The organism is Psychromonas aquatilis, assembly GCF_038155185.1.
Classification (GTDB): Bacteria; Pseudomonadota; Gammaproteobacteria; order Enterobacterales; family Psychromonadaceae; genus Psychromonas; species Psychromonas aquatilis.
This window is the reverse complement of record NZ_JBAKAZ010000009.1, coordinates 48019-71094: the sequence shown is the minus strand read 5'-3', so window position 1 is coordinate 71094 and position 23076 is coordinate 48019. Positions and strand designations below refer to the sequence as shown.

Sequence of the window (23076 nt, the reverse complement as noted above, 5' to 3'; positions counted from 1 at the left end):
TATCTTAACAAGTAAAAACCAGCAAACATACCCATAGCTTCTACGCAAATTCTAATTTCGGGGCGGTGACTTCACTCTCCCTGCCTGCGTCAACCCAAAAACCAAAGCTTTCTTTAGGGGCGGTGGCTTTAGCCTCCCTGCTTGCGTCAAAGCAAAAATCCAAAGCTTTCTTTAGGGGCGGTGGCTTTAGCCTCCCTGCCTGCGTCAAAGCAAAAAGCCAAAACAAAATTCACCGAGCATAACGCAACAAGATAACGAGCGAAGTCATTTCTTCTATTCATTACATCTTCAATGGAGGCTGAAAAAAGGAGTCGCAGAGTTCTAATCTCGGGGCGGTGGCTTTAGCCTCCCTGCCTGCGTCAAAGCAAATAACCAATACAAAAATCATTGAGTACAACGCAACAAGTGAAGTGCTTTCTTCTCTTCATAGCATTTTCAAGGGAGGCTGAAGCCACCGCCCCAAAGGACTTTCAGATTCTAACTATTTACTGTTTACCCGTTTCTAAAACCAAAGCCCTCATTAGGGGCGGTGACTTCAGTCTCCCTGCCTGCGTCAAAGCAAAAAGCCAAAACAAAAATTCATCGAGCATAACGCAACAAGATAACGATCGAAGTCATTTCTTCTATTCATAACATCTTCAATGGAGGCTCAAGCCACCGCCCCAAGGAACTATTAACTTTTATCCTGGGGCGGTGACTTTAGTCTCCCTGCTTACGCCAAAGCAAAAAACCCAAAAAAACTCATCGAGCATAACGCAACAAGGTAATAAGCGAAGTACCTTCTTTCACTAATAGCATCTTCAATGGAGGCTGAAGCCACCGCCCCCAAGGAACTATTAGCCGCTGACCAAGGGCAGTGACTTTAGTCTCCCTGCTTGCATCAATCCCAAAAAAAACCAAAAAAATTCATCGAGAACAACGCAACAAGGTAACAAACAAAGTACTTTCTTTATCCCAACAAAAAAGCAGAGACATTTGCCTCTGCTTTTAAACGTTTGAGATTAAGAGGAGCATTTCACTCCTCTAAATAAGCAATTAAGCTTGTGGTCTTACTAAATATTTCTCACCTGTTGCTAACTTAGCGTAAGCAGCGATTGAATCTAATTGTAACATCTCTGATAGCGACACTTCATGTGTGTAGTGGCTAGCAAATGTTGTCGTGATCTCATTCGCAATACGTTCACGCATTGCTGCAACAGTTTCAGTACCTAGCTTACCTAGTATATTGAACAATAAGAAACCATTGATACCCCATGCAAAACCAAAGTTACGATTAATAGTAATAGGGCCGCGGTTTAGAGCACCATAAATATAAACTTGCTTGAAAGTATCTGAGCCATAAATTGTATGCTCTTCCATCTCTTTTGCTGCAGCGGCTTCCATACAGTTCAAGATATCACTGCTTAACTGACCACCACCAATCGGATCAAACGCAATCGTTGCACCTGTTTCAGTAATCGCATCTGTTAAATCAGTCAGGAAAGATTCACTGCTAGAGTTAACAACATATTTAGCACCCATATCACGTAGTAGCTTTTCTTGTTCAGGTTTACGAACAATATTGATTAAATCAATACCATCAGCAATACAAATACGGTTTAGCATTTGTCCAAGGTTAGACGCTGCCGCTGCATGAATAATCGCTTTATGACCTTCAGCACGCATCGTTTCTACCATCGCTAACGCAGTTAAAGGGTTCACGAAAGATGAAGCACCTTCTTTAGCCGTTGTACCTTCTTTTAAAACTAAACAGCTTTGCGCTTTAGCACTAATAAATTGACGATAAGTACCGCCACCGATCACAGCAACCATTTTTCCCATTAAAGCTTGTGCTTCAGGTGATGAACCAGCTGCAACCACTGTACCTGCACCTTCATTACCAACGGCGACGGCTTTACCAACACGTTTCTCAAGAGAAGGCATAAACTGAGCTGGAACATCTGCAGTGATCACTGGGCTTTCAGGAGTACCTGATTGTGTCGCATTCGCCATATCTGCAGCATTAAATAAAACACCTAAATCAGAAGGGTTTAAAGGTGCAGCTTCAAGGCGAACGACAACCTCATCGTCAGCTGGCTGTGGCATATCGATATCTTGTAAAGCCAGTGTTAGTTTGTTGTCTTCGCTGATTGTTGAAGTAAGTTGGATATTTGTCATTGATATATTCTCCTGAACATAATTTGATTGCTAACCAATTAATAGATTGTATTGATTAGCTTTTTTATTTGTTAGCTTATTTTTGATGCCAATAAAGCAGGTTTACTTAGCGTTAATTAGCGCTGTCACTTTTTCAATAAATTCGGGCATATTCGCATCACGATCTGCTGCAATCTGTTGAGCAATTTCAGATTCACCCATCGAATCATTCCACGCCTTCATTCCTGGTATGTCAGCTAAGACATCCCAATCAAGCTGACTTGATCCAAACTTAATAACAATCTGATTCACGTAATACACGTATATATCTGCCATAGTAAAGTCATTACCAGCTACCCAAGGTGTAAATTTACATAGATGATTTAAAGCAGTGATGCCGCGTGTTAATACTTGACGTACTTCAGCTTTAAGCGACTCTGGAGCATCAGTACCGGAAAAAACATAAGGAATAAATCGTCTGCATGGCAGTTCAAAATAAAGCTCTGCGATTTTCATTATTTGACGCACAACAGCTCGCTCGCCATTGTCTTGCGGATAGAGTCGAATCTCTGGGTATGTTTCTTCTAAGAAATCACAAATCACGCTCGACTCAGAAAGATTTAATCCTTCAGCCGTAGTAATAGCCGGTACTTTACCAACAGGACTAACAGCTAATAGCGCCTCACTGCCTGCATAAACGAGGTTTTCTTGAAAGGGCAGTTGTTTATAGAGTAATACGTGCTTCACTAAATTGTAGTAGTTACTAGCGGCAAAACCGTGCAAAGTAATCATAATTCACTCTCTATTATTAAGATAAAGTATTAAGGCGATTTATTTATAAATGGTGTCTAAAACTTGTTTTTCAATGAGACTAAATCACTTTCATGAAAGAGTAGTGACACAATCAAAGTAACAACATCGAAACTAACAAGGTTTACGTTGGATACATTATTACTTGTTTTTATGTGGTGATATATGGGGATAAACACGGAACACTATTGTTTTTAAGACAATAATGAAGGGAAACTCCTTATGTATTGATACTCTGCATTTATTTCAATAGCTGAACTTTAAAGTGTCTTAGCTAAGTCTGCGTTTAACTCAACTTGTAAGTCATATTTTAAACACCATCGAACATACGAGTACGAGCATTATTGAGGTGGCTTTTCATTGCTTCTCGAGCTGCAGTTGAGTCACCATTCTGTATTGCAGTAACAATTGCAAAGTGTTCTTTTTGTACAAGCTCTAATCGCGAAGGAGAGTGTCGTAAGGATAAATTTCGAGTGATATTAATACCTTCTTTGACACTTTTTTCCAGAGATTTTAATACTGTACTATAGAAGTAATTATTTGCTGCATCGATGATTGCATAATGAAAACTAAAGTCTTCATCGGTAGCAAGTTTACTTGAAGCATTTGCAATATTAATTCTTTCGTATGCTTGAATAATATCTTCTAGTTGTGTACTTGTTCTTCTACTGGCAGCTAAACCTGCAGCTTCAGATTCTAAATTAGCGCGAAATTCAAAACAGCGTTGAATATCTGAAATGCTTGAGAGAGGTGAGAATTTTAAAACGTTGCTGTCAGGTTTTTTTATAACGTAACTTCCAGATCCTCGTCGAGACATTATCAAGTCATCTTCTCGAAGGCGAGCCAAGGCTTCTCTGAGGATCGGACGTGAAACATTAAACTCTTTACATAATTGTGTCTCTGCAGGTAGCTTAGAATTGAGCTCATAAACACCATCTATTATAGCTGTCAGTATTTGTTCATAAACGATTGCACCTAATGATTGTTGATGGTTTGTTGGTAGGCGTTTGATTTTGCTCATAAGTTAATTTTTCCAGCGTCTAAGCAATTAAGCTATCTAAGCTTTATTAGGTTTAATACAGTGTTTCAATTTTCACTTAAAAATGAAAATACCGCGATATTACCGTTTTATATGAAAAATTGTAGTACCTTAATCAAAATATTAATTAATCGGATCAATAAGTTTGAATTAGACAAAATACAATATGGCTGTCTATTATTATTTATAACAAGTTTTATCTTATTTATTAGCGCTTGTAATGATCCGAAAATGGACTCAGACGATATCTACCCGTTAATAATATGGCGCCCGTTAGACAATTCATTTTTAAAAATATCCAATTAGTTCCTTAATGATTGTGAAACTTTCGCTCTATTAATCAGAGATATTTATAAATAAGTTCGAAGATGAAGTATTGATGACTTCAAACTCCATCTTCGGTTAAGGTAAGTTAATTAACACGTTTTCCATCAAATAAATGAGGTAAGTCAACTGAGTTTTTATCTGTTAGTGTTTCAGGAAGAAGGGCTTGTGGTAAATTCTGGTAACAAACCGGGCGTAAGAAACGATAAATTGCTGCACTACCTACAGAGGTAGTGCGAGGATCAGATGTCGCAGGGAACGGTCCTCCATGTACCATGGCATGACAAACTTCAACACCTGTTGGCCAACCGTTAACCATTATGCGGCCTGCTTTATCTTCCAGTATTGGTAATAATGCTTTAGCGAGATCTAAGTCAGTATCATCCATTTGCAATGTGGTTGTTAATTGTCCCTCAAGTTGTGATGCAACGGATAGCATTTCATCAATATCTTTACACTCTACGACTAAAGATGTTGAACCAAAGATTTCATCTCGTAATGTTTGATCTTTTAAGAAGTCTTCTGCGGTGGTAATAAATAAACCAGACTGACAACCATTTGGTTGATTACTTTCAATCCCGTAACCTAACGATTTCACTGATTTAGATTTAGCTAAGGTACTTACACCATCTTTATAAGCTTGATAAATACCTGCAGTTAACATAGTTTGCGGTGCTGCATCAAGGATTGTTGTGGTTGCTGTTGACAAAAACTTATCAAGTGCCTTACCGCTTAACGCAATCACAACTCCGGGATTTGTACAAAATTGTCCTGCACCCATGGTTAATGAACCAATAAATCCTTCTGCCAATTTGTGGCCTCGAGCCTCAAGTGCATCGGGTAGCAAGAAGACAGGGTTGATACTACTCATTTCTGCATAAACAGGGATAGGTTCTGTACGTGCTTGTGCAATTTTCATTAAGGCAAGGCCTCCACTACGAGAGCCTGTAAACCCAACTGCTTTAATACGTTGATCAGTAACTAATGCTTGTCCCAATTCATTACCTATTCCGTAAAGCATAGAAAATACACCTTCAGGTAAATCACATTTTGTAACCGCAGATTGGATTGCTCGACCAATCATTTCAGATGTTCCAGGATGAGCTGAGTGTGCTTTAACAACAACAGGACACCCTGCTGCAAAAGCTGAAGCAGTATCGCCTCCAGCTACACTAAAGGCTAATGGGAAGTTACTTGCACCAAATACAGCGACCGGACCTACAGCGATATTTTGTAAGCGTAAGTCTACTCTAGGCAGTGGTTGTCTATCTGGCATTGCAGGGTCAATACGTAAATCTAATGATTCACCTGAACGAACCACTTCTGCAAATAAGCGTAATTGACCACAAGTACGGCCTCGTTCTCCTTCGATACGACCGCGAGGGAGTCCTGTTTCTAACATTGTGCGTTCTATTAAAGCATCACCAATCGCGATTATTTCATCTGCGATAGTTTCTAGAAAAACAGCTCGTTTTTCTAGAGATGAATGACGGAACTCAGCATTTGCTTGCTTAGCGAGTTCACATGCTTGGTCGACCTCTGCGATACTGCCTGCGTAATAAGCTGGTGCTAATTGTTCACCAGTGGCAGGGTTGATTGCTTTAATTTCTGGTGTAGAAACTGCAACATTCGCTTTACCTATTAATAGTCGTCCTGTTAATTCCATCTTCATTCTCCTCTATTTTGTTTATATTAGTGTTTTAAGTTTAAATTTTTTGAGTAGATAGTTGCTTAGTATGGTTTTTTCATTGGTTTTTTAATTGCTAGAAAGTAAACAAATACCAATGTTAAAATCACAAAAAATAAGCTGTCATAATTAGTAAAGAAAGTCATTGGGTTACCATTTGACAGTGATAGTGAACGTCTCAAGAATTCTTCTAAATTAGGGCCAAGAATAAATCCGAGCAATAACGTTATTACTGGGAAGTCATGTTTTCTAAGGTAATAAGCTAAGATCCCCATAACTAATGACATCATCATTTGGAATGTTGAGAATGTTGCAACATAACTACCTACAACCGCTAATAAAGAAATGATTCCATAAAGGATATCTTTACGAATAGCGACAATTTTTATGAAGTATGGGCCAAGTAGATAAAGTGTTAATGGGATAAGTATCAATGCACTAAAAACTAATGAGGCCAGCATTGGTGCGATTAATTCTGCTTGACCAGACATCAATTGAGGACCTGGTTGGATACCATTAATGACTAATACGCCCAGCATGATTGCAGTTACAGGATCTCCTGGAATACCAAAGGTCAACATAGGAACTAAAGCGCCGCCGCATACTGCATTATTTGCACTTTCAGAAGCAACAATCCCTTTGGGATTGCCTTTACCAAACGTTTCTGGTTCATCAGAAGTACGTACCGTTTCTGCATAAGCTAAGAAGCTTCCCATTGAACCACCGGCACCAGGTAATGTACCAACTGCATAACCAATGAAACTAGATTTTAGGTAGCACATCAGACCCACTTTACGAATTTCTGATAATGGTGGGATAAAGTCACGTCGGCATATTTTGATCTTTTTCAAAGCATCAACCATTTTTTCGGCACAACCATTGGACTTAGCTTGTATCAAAATTTCACTGATGGCAAAGGTACCAATGATCATTGGCATTAAATCTAAACCAGCAGTAAGCTCACTTGAGCCAAAAGTAAATCGTGTCATTGGCTCCATTGCATCCAGGCCAACTGTTGCTAGCATTAAGCCTATACAAGCTGCCATGCCTGCTTTTACGACTTTTCCTCGCTGTGCAATTACTATCACTATAATCGCGAATGCTAATAAAGAGAATTTTCCTGTGGTTTTAACTAAAAGGGCTACTTCAGCGACAAACGGGGCAAGAGCTATTAATAGAATCGCACCCAACGCACCACCAACCATTGAACCAAAAGCAGCATGACCTAAAGCAAGCGGACCTTTACCTTGCAATTGCATTGGATAACCATCTAACGCCGTCATCATTGATGATGGAGCTCCCGGAATGTTAATAGTGGTGGCTGTAATACTTCCTCCACACATACCGGCCATGTAAATACTTGAACAAGCCATTAATGCCGTAGATACATCAAGGCTATAGGTGAGGGGGAGCAACAACGCAAGTGCGAGTGTTGCTGTTAATCCTGGAATGGAAGCAAAGATAGTGCCGATCAAAAATCCAGCAACCACATAAATAAGGATTTGAGGAGAGAGCAATAATGAAAAGCTGTTTAATACAAGGTTAATAAATTCCATGACTTATCCCCATAATGCTGGAAGTCGAACATTAAACATCTGTTCAAATACCAGATATCCAAAAGCGACGATAACAGTAGAAATAATGATTTTTTGAATCACTTTATCCACTGATGAAAAAATAATAATGATCGAAAGAACAAATAAAAGAGACGACAAAAAGTACCCTAAAGGTGAAAAGAGTAAGATGTATAAGAAGATAGATAGCATGATGGCAAACGGTGCAAGTCTATCTTTTATTGATGCAGTCTCATTTATCTCAGAGTCAACTGCTAAACAGGAGCCTTTACTTTTTATTAATTTGATTTCTCTATACAATAAAATTGAACTGAACATCATGGCAAAAAGGCCAATAAGTAAAGGAAAAGCGGATGGTTGTAAGCCATTGTTAACAACCGGTGCACCTAAATTAATTGCAACAACGAAGTACCCAACTGAAAGAAAAAAAAGTAAAAAGTAAAATATAATATTCTTGTTTAAAAGCATAATCCCTCCATTTGCGCCTTAGAGTTTTATCTGAGGCGCACTTATTACCAAGCCTTTATAGACCTAATGCATCCATTTCTTTAAACGTGCTAGATTGAAGTTCATCAATCCAAGTTTGTACCTCTGCTGATCCTAACCAACTTGGAGTTACACCTACTTTAACTATCCATTCTTTGAATTCTTTGCTGTCGTAAGCTGTTTTGAACGCGTTTTCAAGCGTTGTAATCGCTTCTTTAGGTGTACCTTTAGGTGCTGCTAATAAAATAAAGCTACCTGTCTCTAATTCATAACCAAAGGTTTTAATAGGTGGAACATTTAGGTATGAGGGATTTTGTTCAGAAGAAAGTTCGACGACTCCTTTTGCATCACCAGACTCAATAATGCCACTAAAATCACCTAAACTTGAGATTGCTGCATCAAGCTCTCCTGATAATAAAGCTTCTGTTTCTGCGCTAGATGATCCCGGGTAAGTAATAATATTGAAATCTACGCCTGTTAGTTTTTCTAAGCGGTGTACCGCTAAATAAGGGCCAGAACCTTTGGGAGCTACACCAATTCGAATTGTATTGGGTTTTGCTTTTGCCGCTTCGATTAATTCTTCAAAACTATTAAAACCAGACTGTTTAGAAACAACAACGGCATCCGCTTCCTTGGTGATTCGAGCAATCATTGACATTTTATCTAATGAATAGCCAGGTACCATTTTTCCACGAGGCAAGGTGATTAAACTGTCATAGGTCAATACTCCAATGGTATGACCATCTGGACGAGAGCGTGACATTTGCATTAAGCCTGTTGCTGTAACTGCACCATTAATATTTTCAACATAGATAGATTTAGGTAACTCTTTTTCTGCAATATTACTAATTTTACGAGAAATGCCATCAGCGCCACCACCGGCAGCCCATGGTACAATTAGGCGAATATCTCGTGATGGGAAATCAGCAGCAATCACTGAGGTGCTCAATAGACATGCTCCGATTGCACACATTAGTTTATTTTTTAGTCCTTTGTATAACATAACTATTTTCCTTTTTTGTAAAACGATTAGTAACTAAACAGCTCATTAAATATTTTAATAACTCATTATTTCTGTTTAATATTGGTCATTGTTTGTAGTAAGAAATAAAAATGCCTTTAGTTAAAGATTTTCAGTTAATTTTAATTGATTGTATTCATCTAAGGCTTTATCTGTTGGTGGGTAAAGACCTATCACTTTGCTTCCGTTACGTACTTTAGTAATGACATATTTTTCAAAATCTTCCATGGCAATGGCTTCTAGTGAAATTTCCTCAGCTATTTCAAGGGGAATAACCATCACTCCATCACCATCACCAACTAAAACATCGCCAGGGTATATAGCAACACCGCCGCAACCGATTGGTACCTGAAGATCAATACCATGATGCTTAGTTAAATTCGTTGGTGCGCTTGGTTTTGCACAAAAGATAGGTAAATCCATTTTTGCCGATTCATCAAAGTCACGAATACCGGCATCTGAAACAAAACCTGCACATTTTCTAAACGCTAACCTGGTCAATAAGATACTTCCTGCCGATGCCGCTGATGCATCTTGACGACAATCAGATACAAGGATCATGCCTTCAGGCACATTTTCAACAGCTTTGCGTTGAGGGTGTTCAGGGTCTTTAAAAGCAATAACAGTATCGAGGTCTTCACGAGCTGGTATGTAACGTAGCGTGAAAGCTTGACCAACCATTTTGACCTTTTTTGTATTGACGCGACTCACATTTTGAATGAATGTGTTGCGAAATCCTCTTTTGAAGAGAGCTGTATGTAGAGTTGCTGTAGAAACCTTATGGAATCTTGCTTTTACCTGCTCATCTAACTCTTGAATATTACTTTTAGTGTTCATTAATAATCTCCTTTTTGTTTTGTTTTTAACCATCAACAAGATACCCAGAAGAATTTTTTTACTCAAACTAATTATTACTAATTATTACTAATTTAGGGGCGGCGTCTCAATTTCTTTATTAATGGGATCTTGCGCATGTTTAATCATCTTTCTTTTTAATTTATTTTTCACTTTCACATTAATTTTTTAAGTTGCTGTTTTTAATGTGATTTATTTTTATTGTTGTTTTTGTAGTGTGATTTACTTTGCTATTTTGTAATTTTATTTTATTTTAACTGGATATTTTGGTTTAAATTTGCATCGTTGCCTTTGTTGTTTTTTTTACATATTTTTACAACTTTTTAGGAGGGAGAAGTGTGAAGTATGTGTGGGGTGAAAGAAGTGTAAGGTGATGAAGTTAAAAATATTTAATGAAGAGCATTTGTTATGTAAGGAAATTGAAAGTTTTATTAACGTCAAAGGTGACGATATATCTTTGACTGGCAATATAATTTGTTAAGATATTATTAATTTAAAAAGATATAAAATTAAGGACTTATGACTACTCTTAACGCTCAATATTACTCAGAGAACGCTGAATTGTTTTATGATGCTACGGTAAATATCGATATGACTGCTTTATATGATGAGTTTTTGCCATTAGTAAAAAGCAATGGTGCGATACTCGATGCAGGTTGTGGAGCGGGTAGAGATAGTAAGCATTTTATTGAGCATGGTTATACAGTACAGGCATTTGATGCGAGCGAGATGTTAGTTTCATTAGCAACTGCATTAATAAAACAACCCGTTCAACAAGCGCTATTTCAGACCTTTGAAAGTGATCAAAAGTTTGATGGGATCTGGGCTTGTGCTTCTTTACTTCATGTTCCAATGAATGAACTACATCAGGTGTTACAAAAATTAACCTCTTTATTAACTACTGATGGTATTTTTTATTGTTCCTTTAAATTGGGTAATGAAGAGGTCACTCGAAATGGCCGTGTCTTTACTAATTTAGATGAAGAAAGTTTTGAGCAATATATTCTTGATTTACCGCTTTATATTGTAAAACAATGGCGAACAGGGGATTTACGTGAAGGACGAGAGTCAGAACAATGGCTAAATGTCATTTTACGTAAGGAGACTGTCAATGAGTAATAACGCATCATCAAGTTTACAATATGAAACTGCACAACTGACAGTAGGTAATGAAGATCCTTTATTGCCGAAACTAATACATGCAATTAACCATGCTGACGAAATTGAAATAACTGTTTCTTTTATACAAAGAAGTGGTTTAGCTTTGTTATTTGAACCTTTGAAAGATGCACTTATTAATAATTGTAAGTTAAAAATACTTACCTCTGATTATCTAGATATTACTGATCCTGTTGCGTTAAGAGAATTGATGACACTGGTTGATAGAGGCGCAGATATTCGAATCTATCAAAGTGATAACAAGCAAAGTTTTCATATGAAGTCTTATATCTTTGTTAAAACAAAAGAAAAAGTATCGACGGTCGAATTGTTAGAAGGCTGTGCTTATATTGGCTCAAACAATATTAGTAAAAGTGCCTTAACAAATGCCCACGAGTGGTGTTTTCGTCATGACTTTAAACTACCAACAGACTCACAAGAAGCATTAACTTTTTATGCTATTCGCAATGCTTTTACTGCTATTTTTGAACATCCTCAAGTTCACCCACTAACCAATGAATGGATCTCACTTTATTTAAAACGTAGACGTTCTATGAAATTTGTTAACGTCAATGATCCAAACAGTCCAGAGGTAGAAGAGCCTGCAACGCCTAATCATATCCAATTAGAAGCATTGAAAGCGTTACAACTAACACGGCAAGAAGGTTATCAAAAAGGGTTGGTTGTACTTGCAACTGGGATGGGAAAAACTTGGTTATCAGCTTTTGATGTGAAGCAAATGAAAGCGGAAAGAGTCTTGTTTGTCGCACATAGAGAAGAGATTTTAATTCAAGCTCAAAGGACATTTGCCCAGTTATTACCGAATAAACAAACTGGCTTTTATAATGCGAAGAATAAAGAGCAATCAGCCGATATTTTATTTGCTTCAGTGCAGACGATCGGCAAGCAGGCGCATTTAAATAAGTTTTCAAAAACACATTTTGATTACGTTATTGTTGATGAATTTCACCATGCCAGTGCCTCTATTTACAAGTCTCTACTAAACTATTTTCAACCTAGGTTTTTACTGGGACTGACAGCAACACCAGAAAGAACGGATCAAGCAGACATCTTAGGGTTATGTGATAATAATCTTGTCTATGAACGTAATTTAACACAAGGTATTGAGGATAAAATACTGGTTCCTTTTCGTTATTATGGCATTTGGGATGGAAGTGTCGATTACACTGCTATTCCATGGCGTAATGGGCGTTTTGACCCTAAGTTAATTGAACACCAGTTTGCAACACAAAAAAGGTTTCTACATGTGCTTAAGCATTGGGAAAAACTTAAGCAAACTAAGACTCTCGCATTTTGTATATCGACAAAACATGCGGACTTTATGGCGGATTCATTTCTTAAAAAAGGGGTAAAGGCCGCCTCTGTACACAGTGAATCTGCTATTAGGCGTAATGATGCTTTAAACCAATTAGAAAATGGCGATTTAGACGTTGTTTTTTCTGTTGATCTGTTCAATGAAGGAACGGACTTACCTGCAATTGATACGATTTTAATGTTACGTCCTAGTGATTCTAAAATTCTATTTTTACAGCAGTTAGGTCGAGGGTTGCGTTTGTACGAGCAAAAATCTCACCTGGTCGTATTAGATTTTATTGGCAATCATCATTCATTTCTAAACAAACCAGCTGCATTACTAGGCAGTAGTTCAATACAAGAAACATTAACTAAATATAAAGAACCATCATTAAGTGAAGGGTGTTATATCAATTATGACATTGAAATCATTGACTTCTGGAAAGTGTTAGCCAAAAAACAAGGTGGCATATTAGCTGATTATAAAAGTTTGTATGAGCAGGTTGGTCATCGCCCAACGGCTTCTGAGTTTTATTTACAATATGGTGATTTGAAGAAAATAAATAAAAAATACGGTAGCTGGGCTAAATTTGTTTTAGAAGTTGAAAAAGAAAATGACCTCTATCAATTGTCGGAGCAACATTTAGAATATTTATTAGCGGCTGTACAAACAACAAACATGTCAAAATCTTTCAAAGCTATTTTATTGAAAGCGTTTATAAGATTGGATGGCTTTGTGAATCCACCTTCACTCTCAGAATTGAGCATTGAAAGTTATAACGTATTGAAATCCTATCCTCATTTATTTGAAACAGAGTTACCGATTAAAGAGCGCGAAAGTACAGCGGAGAGTAAAACTTGGCTTAGCTATTGGAAACGTAACCCTATAAAAGCATTTACCACTGCGAATAAGAATGGCCAACAATGGTTTTCTATTATTGATGACAAGTTTGTTGCAAAGATTGAAATTAATGAGTCTGATAAAGAATGCTTTGAACAATGGATGCAAGAGCTATTGGATTTAAGATTGTTAGAGTATAGGCAACGAGACAGTATAAAAACGGCTATCGCTAGCTCAAATGTAACGGAATTAGCACCGCCTATTCAAGTAGAAAGTGAGCCTTTACAGTTGAAATTTTACCCTAACTTGAAAATTGCATGTGGGCATTTTAAGACAGGGGAAGTATCGGAAGTGGAATACAAAATAGCACCTGAGGGTTATGGGCATTTGGATAGTGATAAGCACTTTCTAGCGCATGCAACTGGTAATTCTATGAATGGGGGTAAGTATCCAATATTAGATAATGACTTGCTGTTACTAGAATTAATTACACCGGAAAATGCAGGCTCTTTACAAGGACAAACAGTGGTTATCGAAAATCATGATATGACTGGCGATGAGTTGTATTTGTTGAGAGATATTAAAAAATTAGGTGATGGAAGATATCAACTGATTGCGAAAAATAGTGATTATGAAAATATTATTGCCAGTGAAAATATGAAACCACTTGCAAGATTAAAAGGGGTTATTGCTTAGGTTTCAATCCTAAATAGATTATCAACCAACACGCTGAAATAGGTTTTACAGCATGTTGGTTGATCAAGGTTAGTGCTGTTTAAGGCTAACTAATCTAATAACTAACCCCACAACTAATCCAATAATTAAGCCATTAACTTGTTTTGTGTAGTGCGTAGTTTTTGTCCTAATAATACCGCTGCGGTTGTAAGGCCAACGGTAATACCAACCCAGAACCCTTCCGCGCCCATTGGTTCTACTAACCAGTCTGTCATACCCAGAATGTAGCCTAATGGTAACCCGACAATCCAGTATGAGATGAAAGTACGGGTGAAAATGGCGTTCATTTCTTTATAGCCTCTTAATGCTCCCGCTGCGACAACTTGTATCGCATCTACACATTGATATACCGCTGACAGTAAGATTAACGTAATGGCCAAGTCGATCACTTCTTTGCTGTCAGAATATAATAAAGCTATTTGCTCTTTAAAGATGATACTGAGTAGGGCTGTGATAACTGATAAGCCTAAGCCTAAAGCCAGTCCAGCATAGCTAGCTTGTTTTGCTCCGTTGTTATCTTTTTTACCTAGGTTATAGCCTACACGAATGCTGACTGCGCTGGCGATACTCATTGGTAACATGAAAATCATACTAGAGTAGTTAATGGCGATTTGATGCGAAGCAACAACTAATGGGCCAAGTGGCGCGACTAAAATGGCAACGGCTGCAAAAATAGTCACCTCAAAAAAGATCGCAATCGCAACGGGTACACCTAGCTTAGTGATAGTGTAAATTTGTTTAAAGTCAGGTTTACTAAATTGTTTGAATAATGGGTAATATTTTAGTTTACGGGTATAAAATACATAAGCTGCCAACATCAAACACATGATCCAATAGACAATGGCCGTTGCAACGCCACAACCCGCACCACCTAACGCAGGTGCGCCTAATTCACCGTAAACAAACATCCAGTTTAATGGGATGTTAACTAATAGCCCAATGAAGCCAATTACCATGGCAGGCTTGGTTAATGATAAGCCTTCAATATAATTGCGTAATGCTTGGAACAGTAAAAATGCAGGGATAGCAAAAATCATGGCATATAAATAATGGGTAGTGATTTCTGCTAATAATGGTTCAATGTCCATTATCACCATTAAATAACTGGCATTAAATAGCACAATCGCTATTGGGATCGATAATAATAGGGAGAGGTAAATACCTTGTTGACCGGTTTTTGGAATATTAGCGAGATCGTTTGCGCCATGAGCTTGTGCGATTAACGGAATAAGTGCAATCAATACGCCGACACCGAATAAAATACAAGGTAACCAGATGCTTGCAGCAATCGCTACAGCCGCCATGTCTGTTGGGCTCACGCCACTGGCCATGATGGTGTCAACAAAGCCCATTGCAGTTTGTGCAAATTGAGCAATGAACAGTGGAATACTCAATTTTATAATTTTTTTGGACTCAACAATAAAAGGCACAAACTACTCCATTAGATAAAAAAGGTGAAGTGTAGTCTGCGCCATCAAAGGACGCAAACAAATATTAAATGATATGCCTCTTATTTTAATTTAAAAAATATAACAGTGACAACTTTAACAGGTAATATAAGCACATATTTAGTTGATATTAGGTGAGTTTGCTATGAGTTTGCAATTATTGAAAAATTTCTTTAATCCTCAATCTATTGCGGTCATTGGCGCGTCGGTCAATGTAAAACGCGCAGGGTATTTAGTGGTTAATAATCTCCTTGCTGCTGGTTTTAATGGACCTATTATGCCGGTAACACCTAAGTATCGTTCGGTCCATGGTGTACTCGCTTATAAGGCTGTTGAAGATTTACCGATTACTCCTGAGTTGGCGGTTATTTGTACCAGTGAGCAGCGTATTCCTGAGATATTATTGTCACTGGCTGAAAAAGGCTGCCATGCCGCTATTATTGTGGCTACTGAAACTGAAACGGATATCTCTGAACAGATTTATAGGGTCGCAGCTGAAAATAACATTCGTTTATTGGGCATGAGTAGTTTGGGGATTATCTCTCCGCATAATTTAGTGAATGCCAGCTTATCGCACTGTAATGCACTACCGGGCAATATTGCTTTTATCTCGCAATCAGCAGCGGTGTGTACCACGGTTTTAGATTGGGCAACCAGTAAAGGGATTGGTTTTTCTGCTTTTGTGTCGTTAGGTGATGCACAGGATCTGTCTTTTGCTGAGTTGTTAGATTATTTGGCGCGAGACCCTAAAACCCAGTCTATTTTGTTATATATCGATAATATTGATAATGCGCGTGCCTTTTTGTCTGCTGCTCGAGCCATTTCCCAACATAAAACTGTATTGGTGATTAAGTCTGGTACGTCATTATTAGGGGCAAAAGCCGCTGCCTTGCATAGTCGTGGTCTATTTGGGCATGACAGTGTTTATGATGCAGCGATTAAGCGTGCCGGGATGCTAAGAGTACATGATTTACATGAGCTGTTTGCCGCAGTTGAAACCCTCGCTTATTCAACGCATTTACATGGCGAACGTTTAGCCATTATCAGTAACGGTGGCGGCTTAGGTGTGTTAGCCGTTGATAATTTAGTGGAAGAAGGTGGCCGTTTAGCTGAATTAGACGATGAGTTGATGGATAAGTTAAACACTTGTCTGCCTAAGAATTGGTCGCATAATAACCCTATTGATATGATTGGCGATGCAGATCCTAAGCGTTACGCAACTGCTTTAAAGTACATTATGGACAGTGATAATGTGGATGCTGTGTTAATCATGCACAGCCCATCAGCGCTCTCAAATAGTACGGAAACGGCACAAGCCATTGTCGATATGATTAATGCGCATCCTAAACGTAAACAAATTAATATCTTAACCAACTGGACGGGTGAAGAAGCCGCAAAACCTGCTAGAAAGATCTTCTCAAAAGCCAGTATTCCGACATTAAGAACGCCAAAAGGGGCGATCACCGCCTTTATGCATTTAGTGCAATACCGCCGTAATAAGAAGTTATTGTTAGAAACACCAAGTAGTTTACCTGAACATTTAATTTACGACCCTCAAGCTGCTGCTGACTTTATTGTTGAAAATATTGCACAGCGTAGCCCTAGTGGTAATAGTAATTCGGTGAAGCTAAGTACTTATTGTATGAAACCGCTGCTGGATGCTTACCACTTAAATACCATTGAAACGCACATCGCACTGGATATTAATGAGGCGATTGAAAAAGCAAAAATTATTGGCTATCCGTTAGCCGTTAAAATTAATTCACCGGATATTCAATATAAATCGCAAGTGCATGGCGTGATGTTGAATATCGACAACGCGCGCGAACTTGATTCAGCACTAACCTCGATTACTTCTCGTGTTAAAACTGCGTTACCAGATGCAGAGTTAACTGGATTTACACTGCAGGAAATGGTCGCTTCAGGGCTTGCTTTAGAATTAAGGGTGATGATTAAACAAGATCCGATTTTTGGGCCTGTGATTGCGATTTCACAAGACAGTGACGACCGTGATTTACACAATACACTGGAGAATGCAGTGGTTGCTTTACCGCCTTTGAATATGGCGCTAGCACGTTATATGGTTATTCAGGGTATTAAAGATAAAAAGATTAAAATTAATAAAATTGCACATGACTTTGATATGCAAGCGGTGTGTTTAATGCTGACGCAAATTTCACAAATGTTGCTCGATAATCCACAAATTAACGATTTAGATTTTAATCCGGTGTTAGTGTCAGGGAAAGAGATCACGATTGTTGATAGCCAAGTGTCTTTAACTGCTTCTGATGATGATTTACCAACGCATTTTGCGATTAGCCCTTATCCAAAAGAGTTGGAAGAATACATCACCTTAAAAAATGGCCAAGATATTTTGATTCGTCCTATTACCGCTGAAGATGAGATGCGAAACCTGACCTTTGATAATAGCTTAAGCAAAGAGGATCGTTATAAACGTTATTTCTCAGAGCGCGGCAAAATGACGCATGAAGAGATGGCGGTGTTAACGCAAATCGATTATGAAAGAGAGATGGCGTTTATTGCGTTACGTTTAGACAGTGATAATGAATGGGAGATTTTGGCGGTGATTAGAGCGTCAACGGATCCTGATAATATTGATGCGGAATTTGGAATGATTGTGAGTGCCGATTTACAAGGTTTAGGCTTGGGTTCCATTATGCTTAAAAAGCTAATTGCTTATCAAGCGTCGAAGGGAACACGTTATTTAACGGCGATGACCATGCTGAGTAATGTGGGAATGGCAAAATTAGCAAAAAAAATGGGTTTTAAAATTGAACGAGATATTGAAGAGGGTATTATAAACATGGAGTTGGAACTAACAAAGATCTAAACAGTCTGAGAAAGACGTGAGATTAACTATGTTGTACTGGCCATTATGAGATTAATTGCCAGTATCAATGATTTTAGTATTCAATAAAGAAATTATAAATACCAAAAAAGTATTCAAAAGGGCTTAGCGTTCCTCGAGCCTTCTTGTATATTAGCTGCATTCATTTTTCCCATTAAGAGCATATAATAATGAGCCAAACAGATTCCCTTGTAGAAGAGGTTGTTGAGAAAAATCCTCAAGAAAAACACCTAAGTGATTACCGCCCATCAGACTATACTATTTCCACTATCGACCTTGTATTCGATTTGTTTGATGAAAAAACAAAAGTACAAGCTATTAGCCAAGTTGAACGTGTTAGTGAGTCAGTCACACCGTTATTTTTATTCGGTGAAGCATTAACTTTAACGTCACTATTAGTTGATGGCGTTAACTTTACCGATTACCAATTAGTTGAAGATGGCATTGTGATCAATAACTTGCCTGCTTCATTTAAATTAGAAATTAACACTGAAATTGATCCTGTTAAAAACCAAGCGTTTGAAGGGTTATATAAATCAGGTAGTGCTTTTTGTACGCAATGTGAAGCCGAAGGTTTCCGTCGTATTACTTATTACCTTGATAGACCTGATGTGTTGGCAAAATTCAGCACTAAAGTGATTGCTGATAAATCACTTTACCCATTCCTTTTATCTAATGGTAACCAAGTAGACCAAGGTGATTTAGAGAACGGTCGTCACTTTGTCAGCTGGGTTGATCCTTTCCCTAAACCAGCTTACCTATTCGCTTTAGTCGCGGGTGACTTTGATGTACTAGAAGATAACTTTGTCACTAAAAGTGGCCGTGATGTGAAATTAGCTTTATTTGTTGATAAAGGTAATTTAGATAAAACACAACACGCAATGGTATCGCTTAAAAAATCAATGAAATGGGATGAAGAGCGTTTCAACTTAGAATACGATTTAGATATCTACATGGTGGTTGCTGTTGATTTCTTCAACATGGGCGCAATGGAGAATAAAGGTCTTAATATCTTTAACTCTAAATACGTGTTGGCAAATCCACAAAGTGCAACAGACCAAGATTACTTAGGCATTGAAGCGGTTATTGGACATGAATATTTCCATAACTGGACTGGTAACCGTATCACTTGTCGTGATTGGTTCCAATTAAGCCTAAAAGAAGGGTTAACGGTATTCAGAGACCAAGAGTTTAGCTCTGATTTAGGTAGCCGTAGTGTTAACCGTATTGCTAATGTGATGACATTACGTGATCATCAGTTTGCTGAAGATGCAGGCCCAATGTCACATCCAATTCGCCCTGAAAGTGTAATGGAAATGAATAACTTCTATACCTTAACTGTGTATGAAAAAGGCTCTGAAGTGATTCGTATGATGCACACATTATTGGGAGAAGAAAAATTCCAACAGGGTATGCAACTTTATGTTGAACGTTTTGATGGCCAAGCGGTAACTTGTGATGATTTTGTGGCTGCCATGCAAGATGCAAGTGGCGTTGATTTATCGTTGTTTAAACGTTGGTACTCTCAGTCAGGTACACCGCAAGTATTTGTAACAGATCATTACAATAGCGACAGCCAAACTTATCAACTGACCTTTAAGCAAAAAACATTACCAACGGCAAACCAGAAGAAAAAACTACCATTGCATATTCCTGTTGATATCGAACTGTTAGATGTTAATGGTAACTCTATTGAGCTTGCTCCTGGTAAAACAAACCGTGTACTTAGCTTGACTCAAAAAGAGCAAACGTTTGTGTTTGAAAAGATCACAACACGACCAGTACCTTGTCTGTTTAGAGGTTTCTCTGCACCGGTTAAATACCAATATTCATACACTGATGAGCAGTTACTGGATATCATGAGCTTTGCGACCGATGAGTTCTCAAGATGGGATGCTGGCCAGTCGTTATTTAACAAGTACTTAATTCAAAATGTTAAAGCACTTAACGCTGGTAAAGAGATGACTGTACCGATTATCTTTATTGATGGTTTTAAGTCTATTCTAGTGAGCGAAACGTTAGATCCTTCATTAATCTCTGATATGTTTACCTTTACCAGTGAAAATGGGGCACGTGAGCTGTTTGATCAAGTTGATGTTGATGCTATTAATAAAGTTCGTGGCTTCATGCTTAATGAAATCTCAACTCAATTGCATGAGTTGTTTGTTGATACTTATCTACGCCATAATCAATTGAAAGCATACCAGCCTGATATTGACGATATCGCAAAACGTAAGCTTAAAAATCTTGCATTGTCTTTCATTGCCCGTGTCGATAAAGAGCTAGCTGATAAATACGTTACTGAGCAAATTGCGTCATGCAATAATATGACCGATCATCTTGGGGCGTTAAATGCGGCTAACATTGGTTTATTGCCATGTCGCGCTACAGTAATGCAAGACTTTGATGATAAATGGTTTGAAAACGGCCTAGTGATGGATAAGTGGTTTGTATTGCAAGCGAGCATGCCTTCGGACGATGTACTAAGTCATATTGAGTCGTTATTTGAGCATCGCAGTTTTGATTTCAATAACCCTAACCGTTTACGCTCTTTAGTCGGTGCTTTTGCGCAAACTAATAGCTACCGTTTCCATAATATTGACGGCAGTGGTTATAAGTTCTTAACTGATCAGTTAATTAAACTAAATAGTCAAAACCCACAGGTTGCTTCGCGTTTAATTACGCCGTTAATTCAATTTAATCGTTTAGATGCAGCACGCATCAAGTTAATGAAAGCAGAGCTTAATCGTTTATTAGCCTTGCCTGATCTAGCAGTTGATTTATATGAGAAAGTAACAAAAGCATTAGCGCAATAATTGGTTTGTTAATAGCAAACTGTAAATAACAGAGCGTTAATAAGTACCTCATGTTTAACACTGGCTATTCGATATTGAATAGCCAGTTTTTCCATTACATTTCTTCTCCACTATCTTTTTTATCTGTTGTAACAACCCGTATTAGCGACGCTATCTTGCTGGGCTAAGATTTTTATTGGCTTTTATTTTGGTTTTTGGGGCGGTGGCTTCAGCCTCCCTTGAAGATGTAATGAATAGAAGAAAGTACTTCGTTCGTTACCTTGTTGCGTTTTACTCGATGAATTTTTGTTTTTATTTTTGGGATTGACGCAAGCAGGAAGACTAAAGTCACCGCCCCGGGGTTGGAAGTTGGTCGTTCTCATGAACTGAGGAGCTCTGCGACTTATTTTTTTAGCTTCCCTTGAAGGCGTAGTAAGTAAAAAATATTTCACTAATTACCTTGTTACATTTTACTTTGATGCAGTTTGTTTCGGGGCGGTGGCTTTAGCCTCCCTTGAAGGTGTAGTAAGTAACAAATATTTCCCTAATTACGTCGTTACATTTTACTTTGATGCAGTTTGCTTTGGGGCGGTGGCTTTAGCCTCCCTTGAAGGTGTAATGAATAAAAGAAAGTACTTCGTTCGTTACCTTGTTGCGTTGTACTCGATGATTTTTTGCTTTGGCTTTTGCTTTGACGCAAGCAGGGAGACTGAAGTCACCGCCCCGAGTTGGAGGCTTAGCTCTTGGGGCGGTGGGCGAATTAAGCGCCAGCTTAGTTTCATGAGCGGATCTCTGCGACTCCTTTTTTTGGTCTACTTTGAAGATGTAGTAAGTAAAAAATATTTCACTAATTACCTTGTTACATTTTACTTTGATGCAGTTTGTTTCGGGGCGGTGGCTTAAGCCTCCCTTGAAAGTGCTATGAATAAAAGAACGACTTCGCTTGTTACCTTGTTGCGTTGTACTCGATGATTTTTGTTTTGGTTTTTGGGACTGACGCAGGCAGGGAGACTGAAGTCACCGCCCCGGGTTATAGCTTTGGCTTTTGCTTTGACGCAGGCAGGGAGACTGAAGTCACCGCCCCGGGTTATAGCTTTGGCTTTTGCTTTGACGCAGGCAGGGAGACTGAAGTCACCGCCCCGAGTGAGAGCTTTGGTTTTTTGCTTTGACGTAGGCAGGGAGACTAAAGTCACCGCCCCGGGTTAGAGCTTTGGTTTTTTGTTTTGACGCAGGCAGGGAGACTGAAGTCACTGCCCCGAGTTAGAAGCTGAGTTCTTGGGGCGGTGGTTTTGTATTTACTTATACAGTTTAGTTTTTAGGTTAGAAGGTATATTCAACACCGGCTAATAGTTCTGTTTCTAAAAAGTAACCTTTATCGCAGTCTGTTGCTGAACACATTGATTCATTATGTCCATCTCGTAATAACGTTCCGTAAATACGTAAATCACTACGTAATGCAAATTGCTCACTTAATTGATAACGCGCACCTAATGCCATGTTACCTGATAAGGCAAAATCATCGTCGTATTCATTACCTTGAGGGTTGATGTAGGTTGCACCTGCACCTAACGCAATACTGGTTGAGAAGGGTGTTGAGTTTCTAAATAAAATTCTGCCGCCAACATGTAAGTATTGAATGTATTGTTCGCTGACTGGTCCTGTGCGTTGGCTATTAGAGAATAATAGTTCGCCTTCTGCGTTTTTTGCATAAGCCCAGTTTAAGGCAATCGCTTGTGAAAAACGTGCACTGTCATCTCGGTAATCATTATGCGTACCATCGTCCGTTTCAATATCAAGTTTGGCACCTAAGAAAGCGGTTACTTTAACGTATTCACCTAGGTAGTTTTCTTGAGTATCTGGATTTTCTGCAAAAGCAGGGTATGCGAAGCTACTTAAAGCAATGGCTGTGATTAAGCCTTGGTGTATTTTCATAACATATCCATATATTGATGATGCGTATTAGCATGATAGGAAATAGAATAAC

The 23076-nt window shown here is 38.4% G+C and carries 14 protein-coding genes; 4 read left to right on the top strand and 10 right to left on the bottom strand.

Translation table 11 applies throughout. The features are described 5' to 3' along the window. Positions 1–1035: 1035 nt before the first annotated feature. The 8 genes from V6256_RS04075 to V6256_RS04040 all read right to left on the bottom strand — a co-directional run bounded on the left by V6256_RS04075 (position 1036) and on the right by V6256_RS04040 (position 9914). A complete protein-coding gene (locus tag V6256_RS04075; protein ID WP_341596810.1) occupies positions 1036–2163 on the bottom strand; it encodes a zinc-binding dehydrogenase in 1128 nt (375 codons plus the stop codon). Between the two features lie 96 nt (positions 2164–2259). Then, on the bottom strand, positions 2260–2928 hold the full coding sequence (locus V6256_RS04070) for a glutathione S-transferase family protein (RefSeq protein ID WP_341596787.1): 669 nt from the start codon (positions 2926–2928) through the stop codon (positions 2260–2262). Between the two features lie 328 nt (positions 2929–3256). Continuing rightward, positions 3257–3967, bottom strand: coding sequence for a FadR/GntR family transcriptional regulator (locus V6256_RS04065; protein WP_341596786.1), 711 nt, complete (start codon positions 3965–3967; stop codon positions 3257–3259). A 430-nt stretch (positions 3968–4397) separates the two neighbouring features. Next, positions 4398–5975 carry an aldehyde dehydrogenase (NADP(+)) gene (locus V6256_RS04060; protein WP_341596785.1) on the bottom strand — a complete coding sequence of 526 codons (1578 nt, stop codon included), beginning with the start codon at positions 5973–5975 and terminating at the stop codon, positions 4398–4400. Positions 5976–6040: 65 nt separating this feature from the next. Beyond that, entirely contained in the window at positions 6041–7552 is a 1512-nt protein-coding gene (locus V6256_RS04055; RefSeq protein WP_341596784.1) for a tripartite tricarboxylate transporter permease, read from the bottom strand. A gap of 3 nt (positions 7553–7555) precedes the next feature. Beyond that, the gene (locus V6256_RS04050; protein ID WP_341596783.1) at positions 7556–8038 is read right to left on the bottom strand and encodes a tripartite tricarboxylate transporter TctB family protein; all 483 of its coding nucleotides are present in this window, start codon (positions 8036–8038) and stop codon (positions 7556–7558) included. 55 nt (positions 8039–8093) lie between these two features. After that, positions 8094–9059: a Bug family tripartite tricarboxylate transporter substrate binding protein gene (locus tag V6256_RS04045; RefSeq protein WP_341596782.1), complete on the bottom strand. Its 966-nt coding sequence runs from the start codon at positions 9057–9059 to the stop codon at positions 8094–8096. A gap of 120 nt (positions 9060–9179) precedes the next feature. After that, positions 9180–9914, bottom strand: a complete 735-nt coding sequence (locus V6256_RS04040) for a ribonuclease activity regulator RraA (RefSeq protein WP_341596781.1) — start codon at positions 9912–9914, stop codon at positions 9180–9182. 537 nt (positions 9915–10451) lie between these two features. On the opposite strand from V6256_RS04040, the gene V6256_RS04035 reads away from it, so the two are divergent. Both V6256_RS04035 and V6256_RS04030 read left to right on the top strand, forming a co-directional pair. Further along, on the top strand, positions 10452–11051 hold the full coding sequence (locus V6256_RS04035) for a class I SAM-dependent methyltransferase (RefSeq protein ID WP_341596780.1): 600 nt from the start codon (positions 10452–10454) through the stop codon (positions 11049–11051). Further along, positions 11044–13941: a DEAD/DEAH box helicase family protein gene (locus tag V6256_RS04030; RefSeq protein ID WP_341596779.1), complete on the top strand. Its 2898-nt coding sequence runs from the start codon at positions 11044–11046 to the stop codon at positions 13939–13941. Before V6256_RS04035 ends, V6256_RS04030 begins: the two co-directional genes overlap by 8 nt. 125 nt (positions 13942–14066) lie before the next feature. Here the strand turns inward: V6256_RS04030 and V6256_RS04025 are convergent, their stop codons facing one another. Continuing rightward, entirely contained in the window at positions 14067–15410 is a 1344-nt protein-coding gene (locus tag V6256_RS04025; RefSeq protein WP_341596778.1) for an MATE family efflux transporter, read from the bottom strand. Between the two features lie 163 nt (positions 15411–15573). On the opposite strand from V6256_RS04025, the gene V6256_RS04020 reads away from it, so the two are divergent. Both V6256_RS04020 and pepN read left to right on the top strand, forming a co-directional pair. Continuing rightward, on the top strand, positions 15574–18279 hold the full coding sequence (locus V6256_RS04020) for a bifunctional acetate--CoA ligase family protein/GNAT family N-acetyltransferase (protein ID WP_341596777.1): 2706 nt from the start codon (positions 15574–15576) through the stop codon (positions 18277–18279). Between the two features lie 188 nt (positions 18280–18467). Next, positions 18468–21113: an aminopeptidase N gene (gene pepN / locus V6256_RS04015; RefSeq protein WP_341596776.1), complete on the top strand. Its 2646-nt coding sequence runs from the start codon at positions 18468–18470 to the stop codon at positions 21111–21113. Between the two features lie 1299 nt (positions 21114–22412). Here pepN and V6256_RS04010 read toward each other — a convergent pair. After that, a complete protein-coding gene (locus V6256_RS04010) occupies positions 22413–23024 on the bottom strand; it encodes a hypothetical protein (protein ID WP_341596775.1) in 612 nt (203 codons plus the stop codon). Positions 23025–23076 lie beyond the last annotated feature (52 nt).